Below are 19771 nucleotides of genomic sequence, written 5' to 3' on the forward strand. Positions count from 1 at the left end.
GGCTGCGGAGGGAGGTGGGGCCCCCGGCTGCGCGGCGGGGAGGCGGAGGGGCCTGCTACGGAGGTGGGCACGGATGCGGGGCGGGGGCGGCGGCGAGGTGGCGGGTGAGGTGGCGGGTGAGGTGGCCGGGCGGCTGTGGGTAGCGGGCGGCAGGGTGGCGGTATGGGGGAGCGGGCGGCAGGGTGGGGCGATGGGCTTCAGATTTCCGGAGGCGTTTCTCGGGGCGCTGATCGAATCCGGTCGTGGGCGCCGGGTGACGGTGCGGTGCCAGACGTGTGACAGGTATACCGAGCAGCTGACTCTGCCCGAGCCGGGGCCCGGGAGCCCGCTGGTGGATCTGCCGATGATGGCGATGTTCACCAGCGGGTACTCGTCGATCTGTCTGGGCTGCCGGACGCTGCACCGTCAGACTGAGCCGTTCGACGACTGACGGTGCAGGGTGGCGACGCCGGCCAGCAGGGCCAGCAGCACCACGGCGAACCAGGTCATCACCGTGATCACCGGGGCCGATTGTGCGGCTGTGCCGATCGACAGGGCGGAGACGGCCAGGGCGACGTAGGCGATCAGGAAGATTCCGGCTAGCGCCGCGCCTCGCTCCCGGTCGGTCGCGAGCGCGGCGACCGTACCGATGCTCGCTTTGAAAAGGACGCCGGCCCCGGCGGCCGCGAGCAGGCCGCCGAGCAGGAAGACCGTCAGGCTTGCCTGATGCATTCCGGTCACCAGGATGATCGTGCCGAGGGCCTGGGCGGTCAGGCCCACGGTGGTGCGGCGCCGCGCCGGCCATCCGGTGGTGAGGGTCTGCGCGGCCGCCGAGCCGCCGAAGACCGCGAAGACGATCAGTCCGGCGAGCGCGCGTGAGGGGTGGTGCAGGGTGCCGGCGACGAATCCGGGCGCGACCGAGGTGAAGAAACCGAAGACCGAGAACGCGGCGAACGCGCCGGTCGCCGCGGCGAGATGGGCGGGGCCGCGGCCGGTGGTCACCCGCTGCGGCCGGTACCGGTAGCCGGGATTCGGGCGCACCGTCTCCGGTGCGCTCGCGACCGCGGCGACGGCCGCCACCAGCAGGATCAAGAATATGAGGTACGGCGTACGCAGCGGAGCGTCCACGAAAGAGGCGAGCAGACCGGCGACGAGCGTTCCCAGTCCGAGGCCCCCGATGTTCGCCGCTGTCGACACGATCTCGAACCGGGCGCCGGAGGTCCCGTTGAGCTCGAGCAGGTGCGCGGTCGCCGTGGCGGTGATCATGCCGACGCCGAGCCCGGTGATGAACCGCGCCGCCAGCAGCACCGGCAGTGATGTCCCGGAGAGGAACAGCACCGCCGCGACGATCTCCAGCCCGAGTGCCGGAATCAGGATGGTCCGCCGTCCGACCTGGTCGGACACGTGCCCGGCCAGCAGCAGACTGGCCACCACACCGACCGCGTAGGCCGCGAAGATCACCGTGACCGTGAACGTGGAGTAACCGTAGAGCGGGTAGAGCGGTGCCGGAACGGTCGAGAACGCCATCGCCACCGCGAAGGCGAACGCGACGGGCCAGAAGCCCGTGGTCCGGGTGACCACCCGTGTCTCCAGAAGTGCCATGTGCCGACTGTCCGCCGCTTCGATCATCACCACCAACGAAAGATTCAGCTCGCGACGATCGCTGTCGTTGATACTTCCAGGTGTGGAACTCCGCCAGCTCGAATACTTCGTCGCCGTCGCCGAGGAGCAGCACTTCACCCGTGCGGCCGCCCGCCTGCACGTGGTCCAGTCCGCCGTGTCCGCCGCGATCAAGACCCTGGAACGCGAGCTCGGCGCCCCGCTGCTCGACCGCAACGCCAAACGGGTCCACCTCACCGACGCCGGTCTTGCCCTGCTGCCTCGCGCCCGGGTCGCCCTCGACGCGGCCCGGGACGCCCGGGACGCGGTCGCCGAGGTGCGCGGCGGCCTGCGCGGCACCCTGCGGATCGGCACGCTCACCTCGATCCGGGTGATCGACCTGCCCGCGCTGCTCGGCGAGTACCACCGGCGTCACCCCGGCGTACTCCTGCAGACGGCGGTGTCCCCGATGGGCTCGCGCGGGCTCGTCGCGATGCTCGCCGAGCACCGCCTCGACCTGGCGTTCGTGTCGGTGCCCGGGCCACGTCCGGCGGGTGTGCATCTGGTCGAGCTGGCCAGTTCGGTGATGGATCTCGCTGTGCCGCCCGATCACCCGCTGGCCGGCCGGGCGGCGGTGCCGATCGAGGAACTGGGCGGGCTCGACTTCATCGACCTGCCGGCCGGCTACGGCAACCGGGACGTCGCCGACCGGGCGTTCGCGGCGGCCAGCGTGCGGCGGCACGTGACCATCGAGATCACCGACATCGGGACGAGCGCGGATTACGTACGAAATGGGCTCGGTGTTGCTCTTCTCCCGCGTTTTCTGCTGACCGGTGGAAAAGGGCTCGTGACGATTCCGGTGACCGGTGCCGATCTCCGGTGGCCGTTGTCGCTGGCCGTTCCGGCGGACCGTCCGCCGGGCGCCGCCGCACGGGCACTGATCTCGCTGACCGCGGATTTCCTTCCGGTGTCATAGAGTGGGCCGCCATGAGGTCGTTCCGGTTCTGGATTGTCACGCTGGCAGCGGTCGTCACTCTCGGTGGAGGTGGCCTGATCGTGGCCGTGCTCGACGACGACGCGCCCGTGATGCACGACCCCGGGCCGGTGGTGGTGGCCGCGGCGGTTCTGCCGGCCACGCCCGCCCCGGCGGCCTCGACGTCCGCGGCCTCCCCGGCACCGGCCGCACCGAAACAGACGGTGACCGACCGTGCCGCCCGTGTCAAAAGCCTCAACACCGCGCTGAAAGCCGTCAAAGGCGATTTCGCGGTCGCCGTTCTCGATCGGAAAACCGGCCAGCGGTACGTCTATCGCGGTTCCGTCAAATACGACACCGCCAGCATCGTGAAGGTGCAGATCCTCGCCTGCATGCTCCTCAAGGCGCAGGACGCCGGCCGTGCCCCGACCTCCGCCGAGATGAAGCTGGCCCGCCCGATGATCCGGCTCAGCGACAACAACGCGACCACTTCCCTCTACCAGCGGATCGGTGGGAAGGCGGCGGTCACGAAATGCAACAAGCGGCTCGGTCTGACGCAGACCGTCGTCGACAGCCGCTGGGGCCTGACCCGCACCACCGCCTCCGACCAGGTCGTTCTCCTGTCGGAACTGGTCGACACCAGAGGCCCGCTCTCCGCGGCCTCCCGTAAGACGGCGTTCACCCTGATGAACACGGTCTCCACGGCGCAGGACTGGGGCGTCCCGGCAATCGCGAAGAAGGGCGAGATCTTCACGGTCAAGAACGGATGGGACACGCGTACGGCCGACGGCGGCCTGTGGGCGGTCAACACGATCGGCCGTATCACCGCGAAGAACGGCTCGGTGGACGTCTCCGTGGCCGTCCTGACCCGCCGCAACAAGAACATGACCGCCGGCGTCACCCTGGTCGAGAAAGTCGCCAAGCTCACCCGCAAACACCTGGCGTACTGAGGCTGGGGACTGATCGGCGACTGGCTGGACCGCGGCGCTCACGAGTGAGGCGGTACCCACCCACGGCTGTTGCACTGCTCGGCGCCGCAGAACACCCGGTGCCCGTTCGGCAGGGGGACGGAACCGGCACCGTGGCAGAGCGGGCAGTCGACGGCGTCCGCCGGCCGGGACGGCATCAGGCCCCGCAACTCCGGGTGGCCGCTGGCGGCGCGTACGTGCGCGAACTCCCGCTCGTCCGGTGTGGCCTCGACGATGCCCTCCTCGTCGTGGTGGTCGACCAGGACCTCCCCGGCGGGGGTGAGGAGGAGGACACAGCCGATGGTGCCGAAGACGTTCAGATAGCCGGGGTCGACCGCGTAGCCCGAACCGGGGCCGCCCGCCCGGGCCTGCTCCTCGGTCAGGCGCACGATGATCTCCGGCGCGACGATGCTCAATGATCCCTCCGCGATGACGACGTGTCCCCTGAGGTCTACCGATCGCTGTCAAAGGGTTGCCGATGGTGACCGTCCTGAGCGAGGCTGATCGTGTGGAGGAACCGGGTGCCCGGGCCGCGCTCGGGTTCGTTCGTGCCGTTGCTGTGCTCGCGTCCGACGCCGAGGTCCAGGTTGCCTGGCTGAGCCGGGTCTTCGCCGATGGTGGCGCCGTCGTGGACGAGCTGGCGCTGGAGTTCGATCAGGGTTTCCGGCTGCTGCCGTCGTTCGTGGACCGTGGCTGGATCGATCCCACGGCGGTGCCGGCGCTGGTCGAGCTCGACGAGCAGCTCGACACCATGAGCGACGACCATGACCGGACGTTGTGGAACGCCGAGGCACTCGCCACCCGTCCGGAGTGGGACCGCGCCCGGTACCTGGCACGGGCGGCTCTGATCCTGTTGCCCTGACGATGGGCGACGCGATGGTGTGCCACCGCGTGCGGGCCCGGCACAGCGGCCGCCCCGGGGCACGCCGATGATGACAGATGTCGCTATCGTGTGCGGCGCCACGCCCGGTTCGATCATGAGGAATGCCGATGCCGCTGCGCCGTTGGACCCGGCAGTTCGGGCGCTGGGCACTGGCCGTCGCGGCGGCCGTGACCTGGCTCGGTGCCCTGGGTGGACTGTTCCTGATCTTCGCCTCGGGCGCGACGGCGTTCAGCGACCCCTCGCCGGCTCCGATGTGGGCGGTGTGGCTGCTCCTGCTGGCCGGGTGCGTCCTCGCGCTGCTGGCCGACCGGTCGCGGGCGGCGAGCGTGATGGCCCGGCACGCGACGGCGGCCGGGTGGGAGCGGACCGACCCGCGTGGCCGGGAGTGGCCGTGGCCCGACCCGCGGCCGGGCGGCACTGTCCGGGTGCGTGCGGCCTGGTCGTTCACGGCCGGCGGGTTCCCGGTCGTCGCGGGGGAGATCCGGTGGGCCGGTGACGCGTTGGCCGGTCTGACCGACAGCGCCGAGGGCCGGGGTGTGGTCGTGGTGGTCCGCCTGCCGTGGGCGGCGCCGTCGATGGCCTACCACGTGCCGTTCGAGCGGGTCGGTGACTCGCCGCTGCTGGACCGGGCCGACCTGCGCCGGGCGTTCCTGACACGGCGGATCCCGCCGTGGGCGGTGCGGGAGCGGACCCTGGTCACCGTCGAACCGGCCGGCGAGAGCGTCACGCCCGCCCTGGTCGGTGTGGCGGTCCGGCGGGCGCTGCTGGTCGCGGAGTTGCTCGATCCGGGCGCCGGGACCCCGCCCGCTGTCGAGGCGGCCGGCGTTGAGGACGTCCTGCCCGGGGATCACGCCGACGCGGCCGCCTGAGAGGTGTGCGCGGTGAGGGCCGCACACGCCCGTGAGGCGCCTTGCGGTCCGGTGTCGTGGTCGCCTCGCGGTGTGGCCCCGGGAGGGGTGGGTGCGGTTGGCGGGCGGTGTGGCCGTACCGGAAACAGATGGGGTTGACCTGGGGTTTGGTGATTTGTGACACGGGTGCCTGGCTCCGGATGTAAGGACCCCGGCGTGCTACGGTCCGGGTTGGGAGGACGCCAAGATGCAGACGCGTACGGATCTCATCGAAGATCTGATGGGACGGTTCCCGCACATTCCGCGCGAGGCGGTGATCAAGGAAGACCTGCTTCGGGGCGGGCTGGCGTTCGACGATTCGGCGCTCACCGACAATGAGAACGGTGATGTGAAGCCGAAGTCGTATTTCATCTTCTCGTTCGATCACCGCACGCTGCCGGAGCTGGGTGAGGCGGCGCTGCGGCGCCCGCCGGAGGAGATCGTGCTCACCGGTGGGCCCTATGGATTGCGGCGCACCGTCGTTTCGGTGCGGGTCAATCCCTCGTCGCCGTACCGGGTGAAGCCGTCCGAGGACGGCCGGTTGATGCTCTTCCTGGACGGGAAGGCGATCGCCGATGTCGGGCTGCCACCGATGCCCGACTATTACCGGCACACGCTGGAGAGCGGCAAGCAGATCATGGAGGTGGCGCCCACCATTCAGTGGGGCTATCTCATCTACCTGACCGTCTTCCGCGTCTGTCAGTATTTCGGCGCCAAAGAGGAATGCCAGTACTGCGACATCAACCACAACTGGCGGCAGCACAAGGCGGCCGGGCGGCCCTATACCGGGGTCAAACCGGTCGACGAGGTGCTCGAGGCGCTCGCGATCATCGACAAGTACGACACCGCGAAGACGTCGCACGCCTACACGCTGACCGGCGGCAGCATCACCAGCAAGGTCGACGGGCTGGCCGAGGCCGACTTCTACGGGCGTTATGCGCAGGCCATCGAGGAGCGGTTCCCCGGCCGGTGGATCGGCAAGGTGGTCGCGCAGGCCCTGCCGAAAGAGGACGTGCAGCGGTTCTACGACTACGGCATCCGCATCTACCACCCCAACTTCGAGGTGTGGGACAAGCGGCTGTTCGAGCTCCACTGCCCGGGCAAGGAGCGTTATGTCGGCCGGGCCGAATGGCACCGCCGCATTCTGGAGTCGGCCGAGGTCTTCGGCCCGCGCAATGTGATCCCGAACTTCGTCGCCGGCATCGAGATGGCCGAGCCGTTCGGTTTCCGCACCGTCGACGAGGCGATCGAGTCGACCACCGAGGGCCTGCAATATTTCATGTCCCGGGGCATTCTGCCGCGCTTCACCACCTGGTGCCCCGAGCCGACGACGCCGCTCGGCCGGACGAACCCGGAAGGCGCTCCCCTGGAGTACCACATCCGGCTTCTCGAGGCCTATCGCGCGACCATGGAGGCCAACGGACTGAGTAGTCCGCCCGGTTACGGCCCGCCCGGCGCCGGCAACGCGGTCTTCTCGGTCAGCTCGTTCATGGACACTCTGCCGGCCGCTGAATGATCGAGGCTTTCCGCGAGCTGCTCCGCATTCCGACGGTTTCCACGCGGGATGCGGCGGCCTGGGATCATGCCGCCTTCGACGCCTTCCACGAGGCGTTGAGGCGGCATTTTCCGCTGCTCCACGAACTGCCGCTGATCCGGGTCGGCAGCCACGGCCTGCTGTTCCACTGGGCCGGTGCCTCGGCTGAGAAGCCGATCGTGCTGATGGCGCACATCGATGTGGTGCCGGTCGAGGGCGAGTGGACCCACCCGGCGTTCGACGCGGTCGTCGAGGACGGGATCATCTGGGGTCGCGGCACCCTCGACTGCAAGGGCAGCCTCACCGCGATCTGCCAGGCCGTCGAGGACCTGCTCGCCGCCGGGCGCACCCCGGCGCAGGACGTGTGGCTGTCGTTCGGCTGCAACGAGGAGGTCGCCGGCGACGCGGCCCCGCTCGCCGTCGATGAGCTGCGACGACGCGGCGTCACCCCGTGGTTCGTGCTCGACGAGGGCGGGGCGGTCGCCTACGACGCGTTCCCCGGCGTCGCGAAACCGATCGCCGTCATCGGCGTGACCGAAAAAGGCATCACGTCGCTCGAGTTGCGCGTCGACGGCCGCGGCGGGCACGCGTCCACCCCGGCCCCGCTCGGCCCGACGGCGCGGCTCGCGCGGGCCATCACCCGGCTCGACCGGCAGCCGATGCGGGCATCGGCGCCGGACGCCACCGTCGAACTCTTCCGGCGGGCGGCCCCGCACGCTTCCACCCCGATGCGGTACGCGTTGAGCACCGCCGTCCGCAGCCGGGCCCTCCTCACCCGGCTGCTGCTGGTGGCGGGCCCCGAGGCGGCGGCGATGGCACGCAGCACCTTCGCGGTGACGACGCTCAGCGGGTCACCGGCACTCAACGTGGTCGCCGCCACGGCCACCGCGGGCGTCAACATCCGCATCCTCGTCGGCGACACGATGGACGGGGTGATCAAGCACGTCCGCCGGGTGATCAAGGACCCGCAGGTCCGGATCACCGTGATCGACGAGGGCGAGCCGTCACCGTCGTCGCCACTGGACTCCGCCTTCGACCTGATCGCGTCGGTCACGGAGGCCCACTTTCCGGAGGCGGTGACCTCGCCGTACGTGATGATGGCCGCGACCGACGCCCGACACTTCACGAAGATCAGCGAGCGGGTCTACCGGTTCACGCCGTTCGAGATGACGAAGAAACAGCGCGAGTCGATCCACACCAACGACGAGCACATCACGGTCGACGCTTATGTGAAGGGGGTCGCCTGGTACGGCGCCCTCATCGCGAGCTTGCCGGAGAAGTAGCCGGTCACCCGGAGGCACCCGCCGTGCCGGTTGCCTGCCGTTCAGGTGGCGTTGTTCGGGTGTCGTTTGTTCAGGTGGAGCGGGCTCGGACGTGCATCCGCTCACCCTGGCGGCCCAGGATGCTGAGGATCTCGACGGCGTGGTCACCGGTGCTGCCGAACCAGTGCGGCAGCCGTGTGTCGAACTCAGCCGCCTCGCCGGCGCCGATCACGAAGTCGTGGTCGCCGAGAACCAGGCGCAGCCGGCCGGACAACACATACAGCCACTCGTAACCCTCGTGGACCCGCGGGTCAGGCTCGGTCTGGTCCGCCGGGATGATCACCTTCCACGCCTGTAACGACCCGGCGTGCGGGGTCAGCGGCAGCACCACGCGGCCGTTGACCGTGCGGGGGGTCAGCCGCACTCGTGGATCGCCGACCTGCGGGGCTCCGACGAGTTCATCGATCGGCACCCGGTGCGCCTGGGCGATCGGCAGCAGCAACTCCAGGCTGGGCTTGCGCTGGCCGCTCTCGAGCCGCGACAGGGTGCTCTTGGAGATCCCGGTGACCTCGGCGAGCGCGGTCAGAGTGACATTGCGCTGAGTCCGCAGCCGTCGGAGCCGCGGTCCGACATCGGCGAGGGCGGCGGCGATCGTCTGTTCCACGTTCCCATTTCACGCAGTCATCCCAGAAACAGCAACCCAGATTGCCGTTTCTGCGGCCCACGGCACCGAAGCCGCCACTTGTCGCTCCTGGTAGCGACGTGTATGGAGGGCCCCGAGCGAGCACGGCGGGTGCGCGGGGCGCGATGCGTGCCGCGCGGTCAATGCGAGGCATCGCGCGAGACGGGAGCCCGTGCGGCGCGGTGGCTGTGCGGTGAGTGCGAGCCGCGAGACGCGTGCCGCGCGGTGGGTGCGGAGTAGAGCGGGTGTTAGGTAGGCGCCGGATGTTCCGCGGCCGCCGGATTTGGGCGTTGGTGTTCGGGGCGACGGGTGGATTCCCGGAAACGGCAACGATGTTTGCTGGATGGATGGCGTGGGTTGAGTCTTGGCCGCATGAGCGAATACGACGTTGCAGTGGTGGGTGGCGGCGCGGCCGGACTGAGTGCCGCCCTGGTTCTGGTGCGGGCCCGGCGACGGGTGGCCGTGATCGACGCGGGGCAGCCCCGGAACGCCCCGGCCGCTCACATGCAGGGTTTTCTGTCCCGGGACGGGATGGCCCCGGCCGACCTGCTCGCCGCCGGGCGGGCCGAGGTGACCGGATACGGCGGCCGACTGATCGACGGCACCGTCCGGGAGATCACCCCGACGGCACCGGTCGGGGCTGCCGCCGGGGACGCCGGATTCCGGGTCCGGCTCGACGACTCGACGAGGCTCCGGGCTCGCCGGGTGATCGTGGCTACCGGGCTGCGTGACGAGATCCCCGACATCCCGGGTCTCGCCGAACGCTGGGGACGGGACGTGCTGCACTGCCCCTACTGTCACGGCTACGAGGTGCGGGACCGCCCGCTCGGTGTCCTCGGCGGCAGCCCGGAGAGCGTCGATCACGCCCTGCTGATCCGGCAGTGGTCGGACGACGTGACCTTCTTCGCCCACGGTTATGAATCGACCGGCGCCGAACGTCAGCGGCTGACCGCCCGCGGCATCCGCGTCGTCGACGGCATCGTGAACCGCGTGATCATCGACGGCGACCGGCTGGCCGGCATCGAACTCGACTGGGCCGGCATGGTCGCCCCGCATGCCCTGTTCGTACGGCCGCGCCTGGTCCCCGCCGACGGTCTGCTCGCCGGTCTGGGAGCGGTCGTCACCTCCGAACGCACCGGCCGCACCAGTCTCCCCGGCATCTGGGCCGCCGGGAACGCCGTCGACCCGCGCGCCCAGGTGATCACCGCGGCCGGTGCGGGATCGGCCGCCGCCATCGACCTGCACGCCGACCTGGTCGAGGAGGACGTGCGCGCCGCGCTCCCGTTCTCCGCGGCCCAGGAGCGCGAGGCCGCGGCGGTTCGGCAGAACGTCGCGGCAGTCTGACCCCCTTCAACCGAACGAACGAGGAGTAATCGCCGTGTCCCATAAATCGAGCCGCCACCAGATGGCCGTGATGATCTGGATCGCGGTCGCCCCGACCCTGATCGTCCTTCAACTGCTGCTCGGCGAGCTGCTGCGGGACGTGCCGATGGTCGTGCGGACCCTGGTCACGGCGACGATCGCGGTGCCGATCGTCGTTTACGGCCTGCTGCCGCTGCTCCAGCGCCTCCGGGCGCGGATGGCGGCGACGGCGCGGGGCTGATCCGGCTGCCGGCCATCAGCGGGGGCCCAAGCCGGTGCGGCCGTCGATCAACTCGCGGGCCGCGTCGAGGTGGCCCGCGTGACGCGCGGTCTCCTCGATCATGTGCAGGATGATCCGCCGCAGGTCGGTGGTCTGGGCGGCCAGCCGCTCGTCCTCATGTTTCCCGACCGGCGCCGCATCCAGGGGCGTTTCCGCGATCAACCGGTCGGACAGCGAACACTGCTCCCGGTAGAACGCGAGCACCTCGGCCGAGGATCGTGGCGTCACGAACGATGGGCAGCCATCGTCCCACGGGCGGGGTGACAGCGTGCCGGTCAGGACGGCCTGGAACCAGTGTCGCTCGGCGTCAGCCAGATGTTCGATCAACCCGATCGGTGTCCAGCCCGATGGCAGCACCGTCGTGTGCAGCGCCACCTCGCCGAGCCCGTCGACTATCGCCATGGCGGTGGCCCGCTGGTAGCCCAGAAACTCCTGCAGAACGGCCTTTTCTCCATCGATCCCCGTCATGCCCGCACGCTACCGCGACCCCCCGACAATTCTGCGCGGGCAGGTTGCCGCCCGAAGGCCGCCGCCGGGAGGGCAACCCTAAGGAGAGCGGAAGGCGTCAGAGGCGGGAGACGGGAGGTGGTGGGGACCAGCGAGCCGCACCCCACCACCGGAGAGGAGCCGGGCTTCAGCTGAAGTCCGGTTCGGGTCGATCCTCCCGCGGCCGGGTAATCTTCGTCGGGTGAGAAGTCGTCGGTTCGCGCTGGTCCGGGCGGATCTGGACAATGCGGTCTGCCCTCTGCCCGACGAGCTGGCCGCCCAGGTCGCGGGCCGTGAGTCGGTCACCGTCGTCCTGGAGCACCGGGCGCTGGGCCTCCATCCGGTGCGGGAGACGTTCGAGTCGGTGGCCGTTCATGATCCGGGCCTGCACCTGACCGGGATCGCCTGGCCGGCCGATGTGCGCCCGGGTGTGCTGGCCGGCGTGGCCTGGCGCTCCTCGGAGGAGTTCGTGGTGGTGCGGACCACCGTGCTGGACGAGCCGTTGCGGGTGGACGGCGTCGACTACTTCCATGAGTACGACCCGAAGGTGATCACCCGCGAGTTCGATCCGGGGGTGTCCAATCGGGGTCAGGTGCTGAAAGCTGTCCGCCGGCTGGGCCGCGTGTTCGACGACGGGTCGGCGGTCTTCCCGGAGGCGGAGCTGCCCGCCCACTGCGGGCTGGGCCGTGGCAAGAAGGGCACGTTCCTGCTGCGCAACGCCGTCGACCAGTTGCTCCGCGAGGGCTATGTCACGCGCGTCACCGGCAGCACGAGCCCGGAGGGCGAGCTCAACTATCCGGCGGTCGACGGCGAGGACACGCTGGACCTGCTGTTCTACGCCCCGCTGGTGGAGGAGGGCCCGCTACCGGGTGAGCCGAGCGGCGACGGGCACGGTGACGGCGGCGATCGCCGTGACCATTGGGTCAACGGGTTCGTCCGCCGGCTGCCCGCCGGCTCCCACGCGTCGAAGAAGCAGCAGAGCCTTCACCAGCAGGCGATGGAGAAGGAGCAGATCGACGGGTTCACGCTGGAGCCGGGTTACACCTTCGTGAAACGGCATCACCGGGGATAGTCGATCTCCGCGATGTCGTCGGCGAGGTAGGCGACCGTCACCCCCGGGTTGAGCCGGCGCACCAGCGCGTCGGTGAGCGGCCGCAGCGTGAAGACCTCGGTGACGGCGCCGAGGTCGACGTCCTCCTCGTAGTAGTCCTCGGCGAACTCCTGGTACGCCTCCGGGGTGCCGTCGACGAGCAGCTCGAACAGCCACGTCACGTCGTCGAGCCCGCGCCCGTGCCAGCGGTCGCCGCCGGTCTCGCGCCACAGGCAGATGTTGGCGCCCGCGCTGAACGCGGGTTCGGCGACCTGGGCGGCGAACACGGCCGGCACGTCGTCGAAGAGTGCCGGGTCCCGCCGGTTCTCGTGGTCGAGCCCACGGATGTAGACGCCGGCGGGGGAGAACACGATCGAGTACTCGTCGCCGGACCCGTTGCGCATCGACGCCATGTGCTCGCCCCGCTCGACGTTCCACCGGGAGTCGTACGAGTAGTAGCGGCTCTCCCAGCCCGGGCTGATGATCGCGTCGCACATGGCCAGCGCCTGCGACCGCCGCCGCAGCTCCTCGACGTCCGGCAGGGCCCGCGCCGTTTCAAGAACACTCACAGGAAGATCCTGCACTGTTGGCGGATGAAAGCCCTCGCCGGCCTCGGTGTCGTCTGTGTCCTGGCCTCGCTCGCGCTCTACGGGTCGCTGCACGTGCTGCCACCGTCGGCCGAGTTGGACTGGACACGCCGCACCATCAGTCAGTATGCGCTGATGCCCGACGGCTGGGTGTTCGACGCGGCGACCCTGCTGCTGGCGGCCGGTTCGGCGGCGATCCTGGCGGCGCTGCACCGCACCGGGCGGCTCACCCGCGGCGCGCTGACGGTGCTCGCGCTGTGGGTGGTGGGGCTGGTCGGCGTGGTGTGGTTCGAGAAACACAACTGGCAGGCCGGCCCGTCGAGCAGCGGCACCGTGCACCGGGTGTTCAGCGTCGTCGCGTTTCTGAGCCTGCCGATCGGCGCGTTGCTGGCCGCGGGCGGAGCGGCGGGCGGAGCGGCGGGCCGGACCCTGGGGACGGCCCGGTGGGTGGCCGCCGGCGGGGTGGTGTCGCTGCTCTGCTTCACGCCGATCCTGTGGGCGGTGCTGGCCGAGCCGTGGACGGGGGAGCGCTGGTGGCGGGCCATTCCGCTGGGCACCGTGGAGCGGCTGCTCGGCCTGGCCGAGGTGATCACGGTGCTGTTGCTGGCCTGGTGGGCGGTCCGTGAGCCGAACCGGCGCAAGGAGCCGGTAATGTCCGACTGATACCGGGCGGCACCTGTTCCGCACGGACGTTGCTCCCGTACCTCCGTAGCTTTCGCGTCGTGCGGTATCGAACGTTGACTGTCACCGCGGCGCTGACCGCGGCCTCCCTCACCGGTGTGACCCCCGCTGCCGCGGACGCGGCCGCCGGCACCGTGACCATCGGGCTGCGCCCGGGCGCGTCCGCCGCGGCGACGGTCGCGGCCCTCGATGCGGACCCGGCGGTCCGTGTCCTGACCAGTGATACGAACCCGCAGCTCAACGCGGTCACGGTGACCGTCACCGGCGACGCGGCTCGGGCGCTGGCCGGTTTCCCGGAGGTGACCTACGTCGAATCGACGCCGGTCGCGCGGGTCACCCGTACCCCGGATGATCCTCTGCAGTCGCGGCAGTGGGGCAATCGGGTGATCGGCAGCCCGGCCGCCTGGGATGTCACGACCGGGTCGGCCGACGTCGTCGTGGCCGTCGTCGACACCGGCGTGAGCCCGGTCAGTGAGCTGGCCGGACGGCTGCTGCCGGGCTACGACTTCGTCAACGACGACGCCGATCCGGCCGACGACAACGGGCACGGCACCATGGCGGCATCGGTGATCGCCGCGGCCGGCGACAACGGCGACGGGCTCGCCGGTCTCTGCTGGACCTGCCGGATCCTGCCGGTGAAGGTGATGGGCAGCAACGGCTCGGGCGGGCACGACGACATCGCGAAGGGCATCGTCTACGCCGTCGACCAGGGCGCCGAAGTGATCAACATGTCGCTGGGCGGGCCGGACGGCTCGCAGATCCTGGCCGACGCGGTCGCCTACGCCGCCGATCACGGTGTGCTCGTGGTGGCCTCGGCCGGTAACGACGGCGTTCCGGACCTGTCCTATCCGGCGGGCTATCCCACGGCGATCGCGGTCGCCGCGTCCACCGAGGACGACGGCCGTTACGACTGGTCCAACTACGGCGCCGGCTGGGTCGACGTCGCCGCGCCCGGTGTCAATGTCGCGCAGTCCAGGGACGGCGGCTATTTCTGGTTCACCGGCACGTCATCGGCCGCGCCGATGGTGGCCGGCGTTGCGGCGCTCGGCCTCTCGGTCCAGCCGGTGGCGACCGCCGCGCAGGTCCGGACGGCGATCGAGACCACCGCGGTTCCGGCCGGTGACTGGGTCGCCTCCGGCCGCGTCGACGCTCTCGGCACTATCAACGCGCTGACCAGCGGTGATGTCACCGCTCCGGCGGTCGGCTGGTCGTCGCCGGCGGCTTCCTCGACCCCGCGCCGGGGGAGGATGGGCGTGGTCGCTGCCGCCTCCGATCCGTCCGGAATCGCCCGGGTCGAACTGCTCCGCGCCGGGCGCGTCGTGGCCACCGATACCGCCGCTCCCTGGACGTTCACCTTCGACAGCGCAGGCCTGAACGGATCACACACCCTGACACTGCGGGCTACCGACCGTCACGGCAACACCCGCTCCGCGAACCGGACGTTCCTCTTCGACAACACCGCGCCGACGATCACCAAGGTGCGGGCGACGAAGTCCGGCGGAACCCTGAAGATCATCCCCTCGATCCGCGACAACGTCGGCATCAAGCAGGTCAAGGCCGTGATCACGGCTGGTTCGAAGAAGATCACCCTGACCTCGGCGAAGTCACCGTGGACCCTCTCCTGGAAACCCGGCAAGCGGCGGATCACCAAACCGGTCACCCTCACCGTCACCGACCGTGCCGGCAACACCAAAACCACAAAGATCAAAGTCTGACCGATTCTGTACGCCCATCGAGCCCCGCTTCCCCGGAAGAGGCGGGAGCGGCAGCCGTGCGGGACGCACACGCCCGTGAGGCGCCTTGCCGGCCGCGAGGGCACGCCTGCGTCGCGTCGTAGGCCCGGGACGGGGTGGTTCGGCGGGGCTGGGTGCGGCGTACCGTCGAAGTTTCGGGCTGCGGTCTGTCGATGTTGGCGGCAGACTGGCGGGGATGAGTGATCCCGGCGCGTTCGAGAGTGCTCACGAGGGTCTGGTCCTGGGTGGACGGTATCGGCTGGTGGCGCCGATCGGCGCCGGTGGGATGGCCGTCGTGTGGCAGGCACATGACCAGGTGCTCGGCCGTGCGGTGGCGGTGAAACTGCTGGCCGCCGCGCAGGCCGGGGATGCCCGGTCGCGGGAGCGGATCCGGCGGGAGGCGCGGGCCGCCGCGGCGCTGTCGCATCCGAACATCGCGCAGGTCCACGACTACGCCGAGTCGCGCCGTGGCGGACGGGTCGTTCCGTATGTGGTGATGGAGCTCGTGCCGGGCGGGACGCTCGCGGCACGGCTGAGGGCGGGGGCGCTGGCGCCGGGATTCGCGATGCGGACCGGTGCGGAGATCGCGGCGGCGCTGGCCGCGGCACACGCGGTGGGACTAGTGCACCGGGACATCAAGCCCGGCAACGTGATGCTCGCCCCGACCGGGGCCAAGGTCGTCGATTTCGGCATCGCGGCCGCCGTCGCGCCGGACGGTGCCGGTGCGCCGGACGATCCGGACGAGTTGCTCGGCACACCCGCCTATCTGGCGCCGGAGCGGCTGGTCGGCGACGCGGTGGTGCCGGCGTCCGATGTGTATGCGCTCGGGGTCGTGCTGTACCGGATGCTGTCCGGCCGCAATCCGTGGACCAGCGAGGACACCCGGCAGATGATGCGGGACCACCTGTATGTGCCGCCGGCGCCGCTGCCGGTGGTCGCGGGTGTGCCGGAGTACGTGGTGCGGCTCTGTGACCGGTGCCTGGCCAAGAATCCGGACCATCGGCCCAGCGCAGACGAGGTCGCGGCGACGCTCTCGCACGGGGCCGGGATCCGGGTGGTCGGTGACGTGGCGCCGATTCCTTCCGGGGGCGCTCCGGAACGGGTGCGGCGCCCGGTCGCCGTCGGAGCGGCGGTGGTGGCGCTCCTCGCCGCCGCCGGGGCCGGGGTGTGGATCCTCACCGACCGGCCCGAGAGTGGAGCCGCGGGTGCGACGGGGCGGACCGTCGGCGGGTCCTCCGTGCGGCCGTCCCCGGTGACGCCCACCCGGCCGGGTGCGGCGACCGGCACGCCGGCTCCGCGGCCGGACCGATCCGGGGCGGCGCAGGCGGTGCAGGCGCCCTCCCGGCAGCAGATCCCGTCGCCGGTCCCGACGGCCACCGTGCCGTCACCAGCAGCGTCGTCGTCGCCCACGCCGGCCCTGGTCGAGCGGACGTTCTCCGCCGAGGGCGGGACCGTGCTGGCGACCTGCCCGTCCCCGGCGACCGCCGAGCTGCTGTCCTGGACGGCCGCGCAACCGTACAAGGTGCAGTCCGCCGACCCGGGCCCGGCGTCCGCACCGGCTGTCGTCTTCAAGCACGGCAACGATCTGATCACCGTGACGGTCACCTGCGACGGCGGGATTCCGGCCGCGGAGGTTGCCCAGCCCTGACCCGGCCGTAATACTTGCACATACCGTGCAGAAATCACGGCTGTCTATCGGGAGGGTCGATGGGGATTACTCGCCGAAGTCTGATGGTGGTGCCGGCCGGCGTGGCGCTCGCCGCCGGGACCGGTGCACCGGCGATGGCGGGCCGGGGCCGGCCACCACGGCCGGTGATCTTCGTCCACGGCAGCGCCGGATCGGCGATGCAGTTCCGGGTGCAGGCCAAACGCCTGGCGAGCAACGGCTATCCGGCGGAGATCGTCGAGGCGCACGAGTACGACTCGCCCAACATCGCCACGATCGTGCAACAGGTCTGGGCCGGCCTGGACGAGCGGATCACCCGGCTCCTCGCGCTGACCGGATCCGATCAGGTCGACCTGGCCGCCCACTCGCTCGGCACGTTCGTCTCGCAGGGCTATCTCAACAGCTCGCCGGAGCGGGCCGCCCGCATCGCCCACTACGTCAACCTGGACGGCCGGCCCGCCGCGGCCCTGCCCGGCGGGGTCCCGACGCTGGCGATCTGGGGCGAGGGCGACCCGGCCCGGACCGTCGCCGGTGCGTCCAACGTGTACTTCCCCGGCCAGTCGCACACCCAGACCGTGTCGTCGGAGGAGTCGTTCCGGGAGATCTTCCGGTTCCTGCGCGGCCGTGACCCGCACACCACGAGCGTGCGGCGGGAGCGGGTCGCGCACGTGTCCGGGCGGGCCGTGCTGTTCCCGAGCAACACCGGCGTGACCGGGGCATCGCTGGAGATCCACCGGGTCGGCGCGCACACCGGGCGCCGGCAGGGCCGGGCGATCAGGGCGGCCGTCGCGGCCGACGGCAGGTTCGGGCCGGTGCCGCTCCACCCCTTCGAGAGGTACGAGTTCGCGCTGCTCCGCCCCGGCGAGCCGACCCACCACTTCTACTTCGAGCCGTTCCGCCGCTCGGACTCATTCGTGCGCCTGCTCACCAGCCGTCCCGGCGAGGGCCTCGGTGGCCTCGTCGACACCAGCGACCGGCACACCGCGCTGACGTTCCAGCGGCAGAAGGAGTGGTGGGGCGGCGAGGGCGACCACCTGTGGATCAACGGGCAGGACATCCTGAACCCGGCGACCGCCCCGCACCAACGACGGGTGATCGGCGTGTTCGCGTTCGACGACGGCAGCGACGGGGTGAGCGACCTGTCGGCGCCGCTGCCCGAGTTCATCGCGCAGACGTTCATCTCCGGGGTCGACCTGTTCATCCCGGCGTCCGCGCGGGGGACCGTGTCGATCGTGGCCCAGGAACGGGGCGGCGGCATCACCCGGCTGCCGGTGCCGGCCTGGCCGTCCAGTGGGCACCGGATCAGCGCCGAGTTCGGCTGAGCCCCTCCACCACCGCGACCACCTCGGGGAACGCGGCGACCGACGCGGTCACGTAACGGTCGTCGAAGTCGGTGGGACGGCGCACGCCGCTCTGCATGCAGGCGATGAACGCGATACCCGCCCCGCCGGCCGCCACCGCGTCACCGGGCGAGTCGCCGACGTAGACACACTGTGCCGGCGACAGCCCGGAGTGCGCGAGCAACTCGTCGAAGGCCCGCGGGTCGGGCTTGCCGTGCCGGGTGTTGCCACGGTGCCAGATCGCGCTGACCCGGGTCGCGAGCACATGATCGGGTTCGAGCATGTGCCGGATCTCGTGGCCCTCACGGGATGTCAGCAGCATCACGCTGCGGCCGGAGAGGACCAGCTCGTCGAGGGCCGCCAGGTTCTCCGGCGGGATCACGTCGAGCCGGCCCTCCTCCAGGTAGCGGTCCATGGTCGTCTGGAACAGCGGCGCGAAGACGGTCAGATCGATCCCCGGCGAGCGGTGCGGCATCGCCTCCAGCAGCGGCTCACCCCAGGTGGCCAGGTGCAGGCTCCGCGGCATCGGCGACCGGCCCATCGAGGCCAGCACCTCGTTCTCCAGCTCGAACGACGCCGCCTCGGTCATGCAGAGGGTGTCGTCCACATCGATCACGACCGCCTTGATCATCTCGCTCATCCCCGGTGCTGGTAGACCATCTGCCAGTTGCCCCGGATCACCTTGAGCAGCATCGTGACGTGCCGCCCGGCCTCCTCGGCGGAGCACAACGCCTCCCAGCGGCCGGTGCCCACCAGCCACTCCACCCCGGTCAGCGGCCCGGTCGCGGCATCGAGCAGCGTAGCCGTCACCGCGTCGCGACCCCGGGACACCCGGCCCGACACCCACAGGACCGCGTCGGCGTCGACCAGTCCGGCCAGGTCACGCCGCTCCCGGTAGGCGTCGAGGAACGTGCTCAGCTCCCGCGCCGTCTCCAGGCCGGCGTCGATGGTGATCGCCTCGCCGCGGGCGATCGGGCGCAGCGCGACGTCACAGCCCCGATCGAAATCCTGGTGGCAGGACGGGTCGCCGGAGTGGTTCACGAACCGGGCCGGCGCCGGATAGAGGTAGCGGCGGCCGCCGTAACTGTGCACGAACAGGTCCTCGCCCGGCGGCAGGGCCAGATAGGCGGCCTCGTCCAGCGGCGTCAGGCGGTAGGGGACGACCACCTCGCCGGCCTCGAAGTCACGGGCGGCGTAGACCCCGGTACCCGCGAGGTCACCGGGGCCGAGCACGACGTCGCTCACCGGGCCGGTCAGAGGATGAACGCGGAGATCATCTGGCCCAGGGCCCGGATGTCCGAACTCGCCTTGAACTCCAGGCGCACCTTGCCGAGGCCGCTGAAATACAGCTCCAGCTCGGCGTCCCGGTCGAAGTTGCCGGCCGTCTCGATCGAGAAAGCCTGGATCTTGTTGTACGGCAGAGAGGTGAAGTCGACCTTCTTGCCGGTCATCCCCTGCACGTTCGCCGCGATGAGCCGCTTGTTGGTGAAGGCCACGAAGTCACGGGTCGTCTTGAACGCGTAGATCAGCTGCTCGCCCTGGATGAGCAGCGGCGACACCTGCGAATACACCGAACCGGGGTCGACGGGGGTGAGCTTGAAAACCGACGGGCTGGAGAAATCGATCACGCGATCACGGTAGCCCGCGCCCGCCAGTCGCCGGCCCGGATCCACGACGGCATCCCGGACGCCGGCTACGTGACCATCCTCGGGGTGCTCGGCCAGATGGCGCGAACGTGGGTGGCCGAGGGACCGCCGGGTCCGCTTGTAATATGCAGTC

General features: G+C 70.6%; 22 protein-coding genes. 14 read left to right on the top strand and 8 right to left on the bottom strand.

Annotated elements, in window-relative coordinates; all coding sequences use genetic code 11:
• The first annotated feature begins 190 nt into the window (after positions 1–190).
• Positions 191–430, top strand: a complete 240-nt coding sequence (locus ACFO0C_RS48750) for a hypothetical protein (RefSeq protein ID WP_378073794.1) — start codon at positions 191–193, stop codon at positions 428–430.
• Here the strand turns inward: ACFO0C_RS48750 and ACFO0C_RS48755 are convergent.
• Positions 406–1581: an MFS transporter gene (locus tag ACFO0C_RS48755; RefSeq protein WP_378073795.1), complete on the bottom strand. Its 1176-nt coding sequence runs from the start codon at positions 1579–1581 to the stop codon at positions 406–408. The genes ACFO0C_RS48750 and ACFO0C_RS48755 overlap by 25 nt on opposite strands.
• A gap of 82 nt (positions 1582–1663) precedes the next feature.
• Here ACFO0C_RS48755 and ACFO0C_RS48760 point away from each other — a divergent pair, with 82 nt between their 5' ends.
• Complete coding sequence (locus tag ACFO0C_RS48760; protein WP_378073797.1) at positions 1664–2554, top strand: LysR family transcriptional regulator; 891 nt, start codon at positions 1664–1666, stop codon at positions 2552–2554.
• 11 nt (positions 2555–2565) lie between these two features.
• Complete coding sequence (locus tag ACFO0C_RS48765) at positions 2566–3501, top strand: serine hydrolase (RefSeq protein ID WP_378073798.1); 936 nt, start codon at positions 2566–2568, stop codon at positions 3499–3501.
• Positions 3502–3539: 38 nt separating this feature from the next.
• Here the strand turns inward: ACFO0C_RS48765 and ACFO0C_RS48770 are convergent, their stop codons facing one another.
• Positions 3540–3935, bottom strand: coding sequence for a hypothetical protein (locus tag ACFO0C_RS48770; RefSeq protein WP_378073799.1), 396 nt, complete (start codon positions 3933–3935; stop codon positions 3540–3542).
• Positions 3936–3997: 62 nt separating this feature from the next.
• Between ACFO0C_RS48770 and ACFO0C_RS48775 the strand changes: the two genes are divergently transcribed.
• The 4 genes from ACFO0C_RS48775 to ACFO0C_RS48790 all read left to right on the top strand — a co-directional run bounded on the left by ACFO0C_RS48775 (position 3998) and on the right by ACFO0C_RS48790 (position 8106).
• Entirely contained in the window at positions 3998–4381 is a 384-nt protein-coding gene (locus ACFO0C_RS48775; protein ID WP_378073800.1) for a hypothetical protein, read from the top strand.
• 128 nt (positions 4382–4509) lie between these two features.
• Complete coding sequence (locus ACFO0C_RS48780; protein WP_378073801.1) at positions 4510–5271, top strand: hypothetical protein; 762 nt, start codon at positions 4510–4512, stop codon at positions 5269–5271.
• 226 nt (positions 5272–5497) lie between these two features.
• A complete protein-coding gene (locus ACFO0C_RS48785) occupies positions 5498–6805 on the top strand; it encodes a radical SAM protein (protein ID WP_378073803.1) in 1308 nt (435 codons plus the stop codon).
• Positions 6802–8106, top strand: coding sequence for a M20/M25/M40 family metallo-hydrolase (locus ACFO0C_RS48790; protein WP_378073805.1), 1305 nt, complete (start codon positions 6802–6804; stop codon positions 8104–8106). Before ACFO0C_RS48785 ends, ACFO0C_RS48790 begins: the two co-directional genes overlap by 4 nt.
• A gap of 70 nt (positions 8107–8176) precedes the next feature.
• On the opposite strand, the gene ACFO0C_RS48795 is transcribed toward ACFO0C_RS48790, so the two are convergent.
• Positions 8177–8749, bottom strand: a complete 573-nt coding sequence (locus tag ACFO0C_RS48795) for a helix-turn-helix domain-containing protein (protein WP_378073806.1) — start codon at positions 8747–8749, stop codon at positions 8177–8179.
• Between the two features lie 390 nt (positions 8750–9139).
• Between ACFO0C_RS48795 and ACFO0C_RS48800 the strand changes: the two genes are divergently transcribed.
• Both ACFO0C_RS48800 and ACFO0C_RS48805 read left to right on the top strand, forming a co-directional pair.
• Positions 9140–10111, top strand: a complete 972-nt coding sequence (locus tag ACFO0C_RS48800) for an NAD(P)/FAD-dependent oxidoreductase (RefSeq protein WP_378073807.1) — start codon at positions 9140–9142, stop codon at positions 10109–10111.
• Positions 10112–10145: 34 nt separating this feature from the next.
• Positions 10146–10370, top strand: coding sequence for a hypothetical protein (locus ACFO0C_RS48805; RefSeq protein WP_378073808.1), 225 nt, complete (start codon positions 10146–10148; stop codon positions 10368–10370).
• Between the two features lie 15 nt (positions 10371–10385).
• Here the strand turns inward: ACFO0C_RS48805 and ACFO0C_RS48810 are convergent, their stop codons facing one another.
• Positions 10386–10877, bottom strand: coding sequence for a DinB family protein (locus ACFO0C_RS48810; RefSeq protein ID WP_378073809.1), 492 nt, complete (start codon positions 10875–10877; stop codon positions 10386–10388).
• A gap of 220 nt (positions 10878–11097) precedes the next feature.
• Here ACFO0C_RS48810 and ACFO0C_RS48815 point away from each other — a divergent pair, with 220 nt between their 5' ends.
• Positions 11098–11967, top strand: a complete 870-nt coding sequence (locus ACFO0C_RS48815; protein ID WP_378073811.1) for a hypothetical protein — start codon at positions 11098–11100, stop codon at positions 11965–11967.
• On the opposite strand, the gene ACFO0C_RS48820 is transcribed toward ACFO0C_RS48815, so the two are convergent.
• Complete coding sequence (locus tag ACFO0C_RS48820) at positions 11955–12554, bottom strand: hypothetical protein (RefSeq protein ID WP_378073812.1); 600 nt, start codon at positions 12552–12554, stop codon at positions 11955–11957. The two genes, ACFO0C_RS48815 and ACFO0C_RS48820, sit on opposite strands and share 13 nt — an antisense overlap.
• Before the next feature lie 24 nt (positions 12555–12578).
• Between ACFO0C_RS48820 and ACFO0C_RS48825 the strand changes: the two genes are divergently transcribed.
• The 4 genes from ACFO0C_RS48825 to ACFO0C_RS48840 all read left to right on the top strand — a co-directional run bounded on the left by ACFO0C_RS48825 (position 12579) and on the right by ACFO0C_RS48840 (position 17974).
• A complete protein-coding gene (locus ACFO0C_RS48825; protein WP_378073813.1) occupies positions 12579–13235 on the top strand; it encodes a DUF998 domain-containing protein in 657 nt (218 codons plus the stop codon).
• A gap of 59 nt (positions 13236–13294) precedes the next feature.
• Positions 13295–14968, top strand: coding sequence for a S8 family serine peptidase (locus ACFO0C_RS48830; RefSeq protein ID WP_378073815.1), 1674 nt, complete (start codon positions 13295–13297; stop codon positions 14966–14968).
• Positions 14969–15182: 214 nt separating this feature from the next.
• Positions 15183–16634, top strand: a complete 1452-nt coding sequence (locus ACFO0C_RS48835) for a serine/threonine-protein kinase (RefSeq protein ID WP_378073816.1) — start codon at positions 15183–15185, stop codon at positions 16632–16634.
• A gap of 59 nt (positions 16635–16693) precedes the next feature.
• Positions 16694–17974, top strand: a complete 1281-nt coding sequence (locus ACFO0C_RS48840; protein ID WP_378073817.1) for an alpha/beta hydrolase — start codon at positions 16694–16696, stop codon at positions 17972–17974.
• Here ACFO0C_RS48840 and ACFO0C_RS48845 read toward each other — a convergent pair.
• The 3 genes from ACFO0C_RS48845 to ACFO0C_RS48855 are packed head-to-tail and all read right to left on the bottom strand — an operon-like array spanning position 17955 to position 19620.
• Entirely contained in the window at positions 17955–18632 is a 678-nt protein-coding gene (locus tag ACFO0C_RS48845) for an HAD family hydrolase (protein WP_378073818.1), read from the bottom strand. The genes ACFO0C_RS48840 and ACFO0C_RS48845 overlap by 20 nt on opposite strands.
• On the bottom strand, positions 18629–19237 hold the full coding sequence (locus tag ACFO0C_RS48850; RefSeq protein ID WP_378073820.1) for an SET domain-containing protein-lysine N-methyltransferase: 609 nt from the start codon (positions 19235–19237) through the stop codon (positions 18629–18631). The genes ACFO0C_RS48845 and ACFO0C_RS48850 overlap by 4 nt, the downstream gene beginning before the upstream one ends.
• 8 nt (positions 19238–19245) lie before the next feature.
• Entirely contained in the window at positions 19246–19620 is a 375-nt protein-coding gene (locus tag ACFO0C_RS48855; protein WP_378073821.1) for a PH domain-containing protein, read from the bottom strand.
• Between the last annotated feature and the right edge of the window lie 151 nt (positions 19621–19771).

Origin of the sequence: Actinoplanes subglobosus (assembly GCF_042650585.1) — a bacterium.
Lineage (GTDB): Bacteria > Actinomycetota > Actinomycetes > Mycobacteriales > Micromonosporaceae > Actinoplanes > Actinoplanes subglobosus.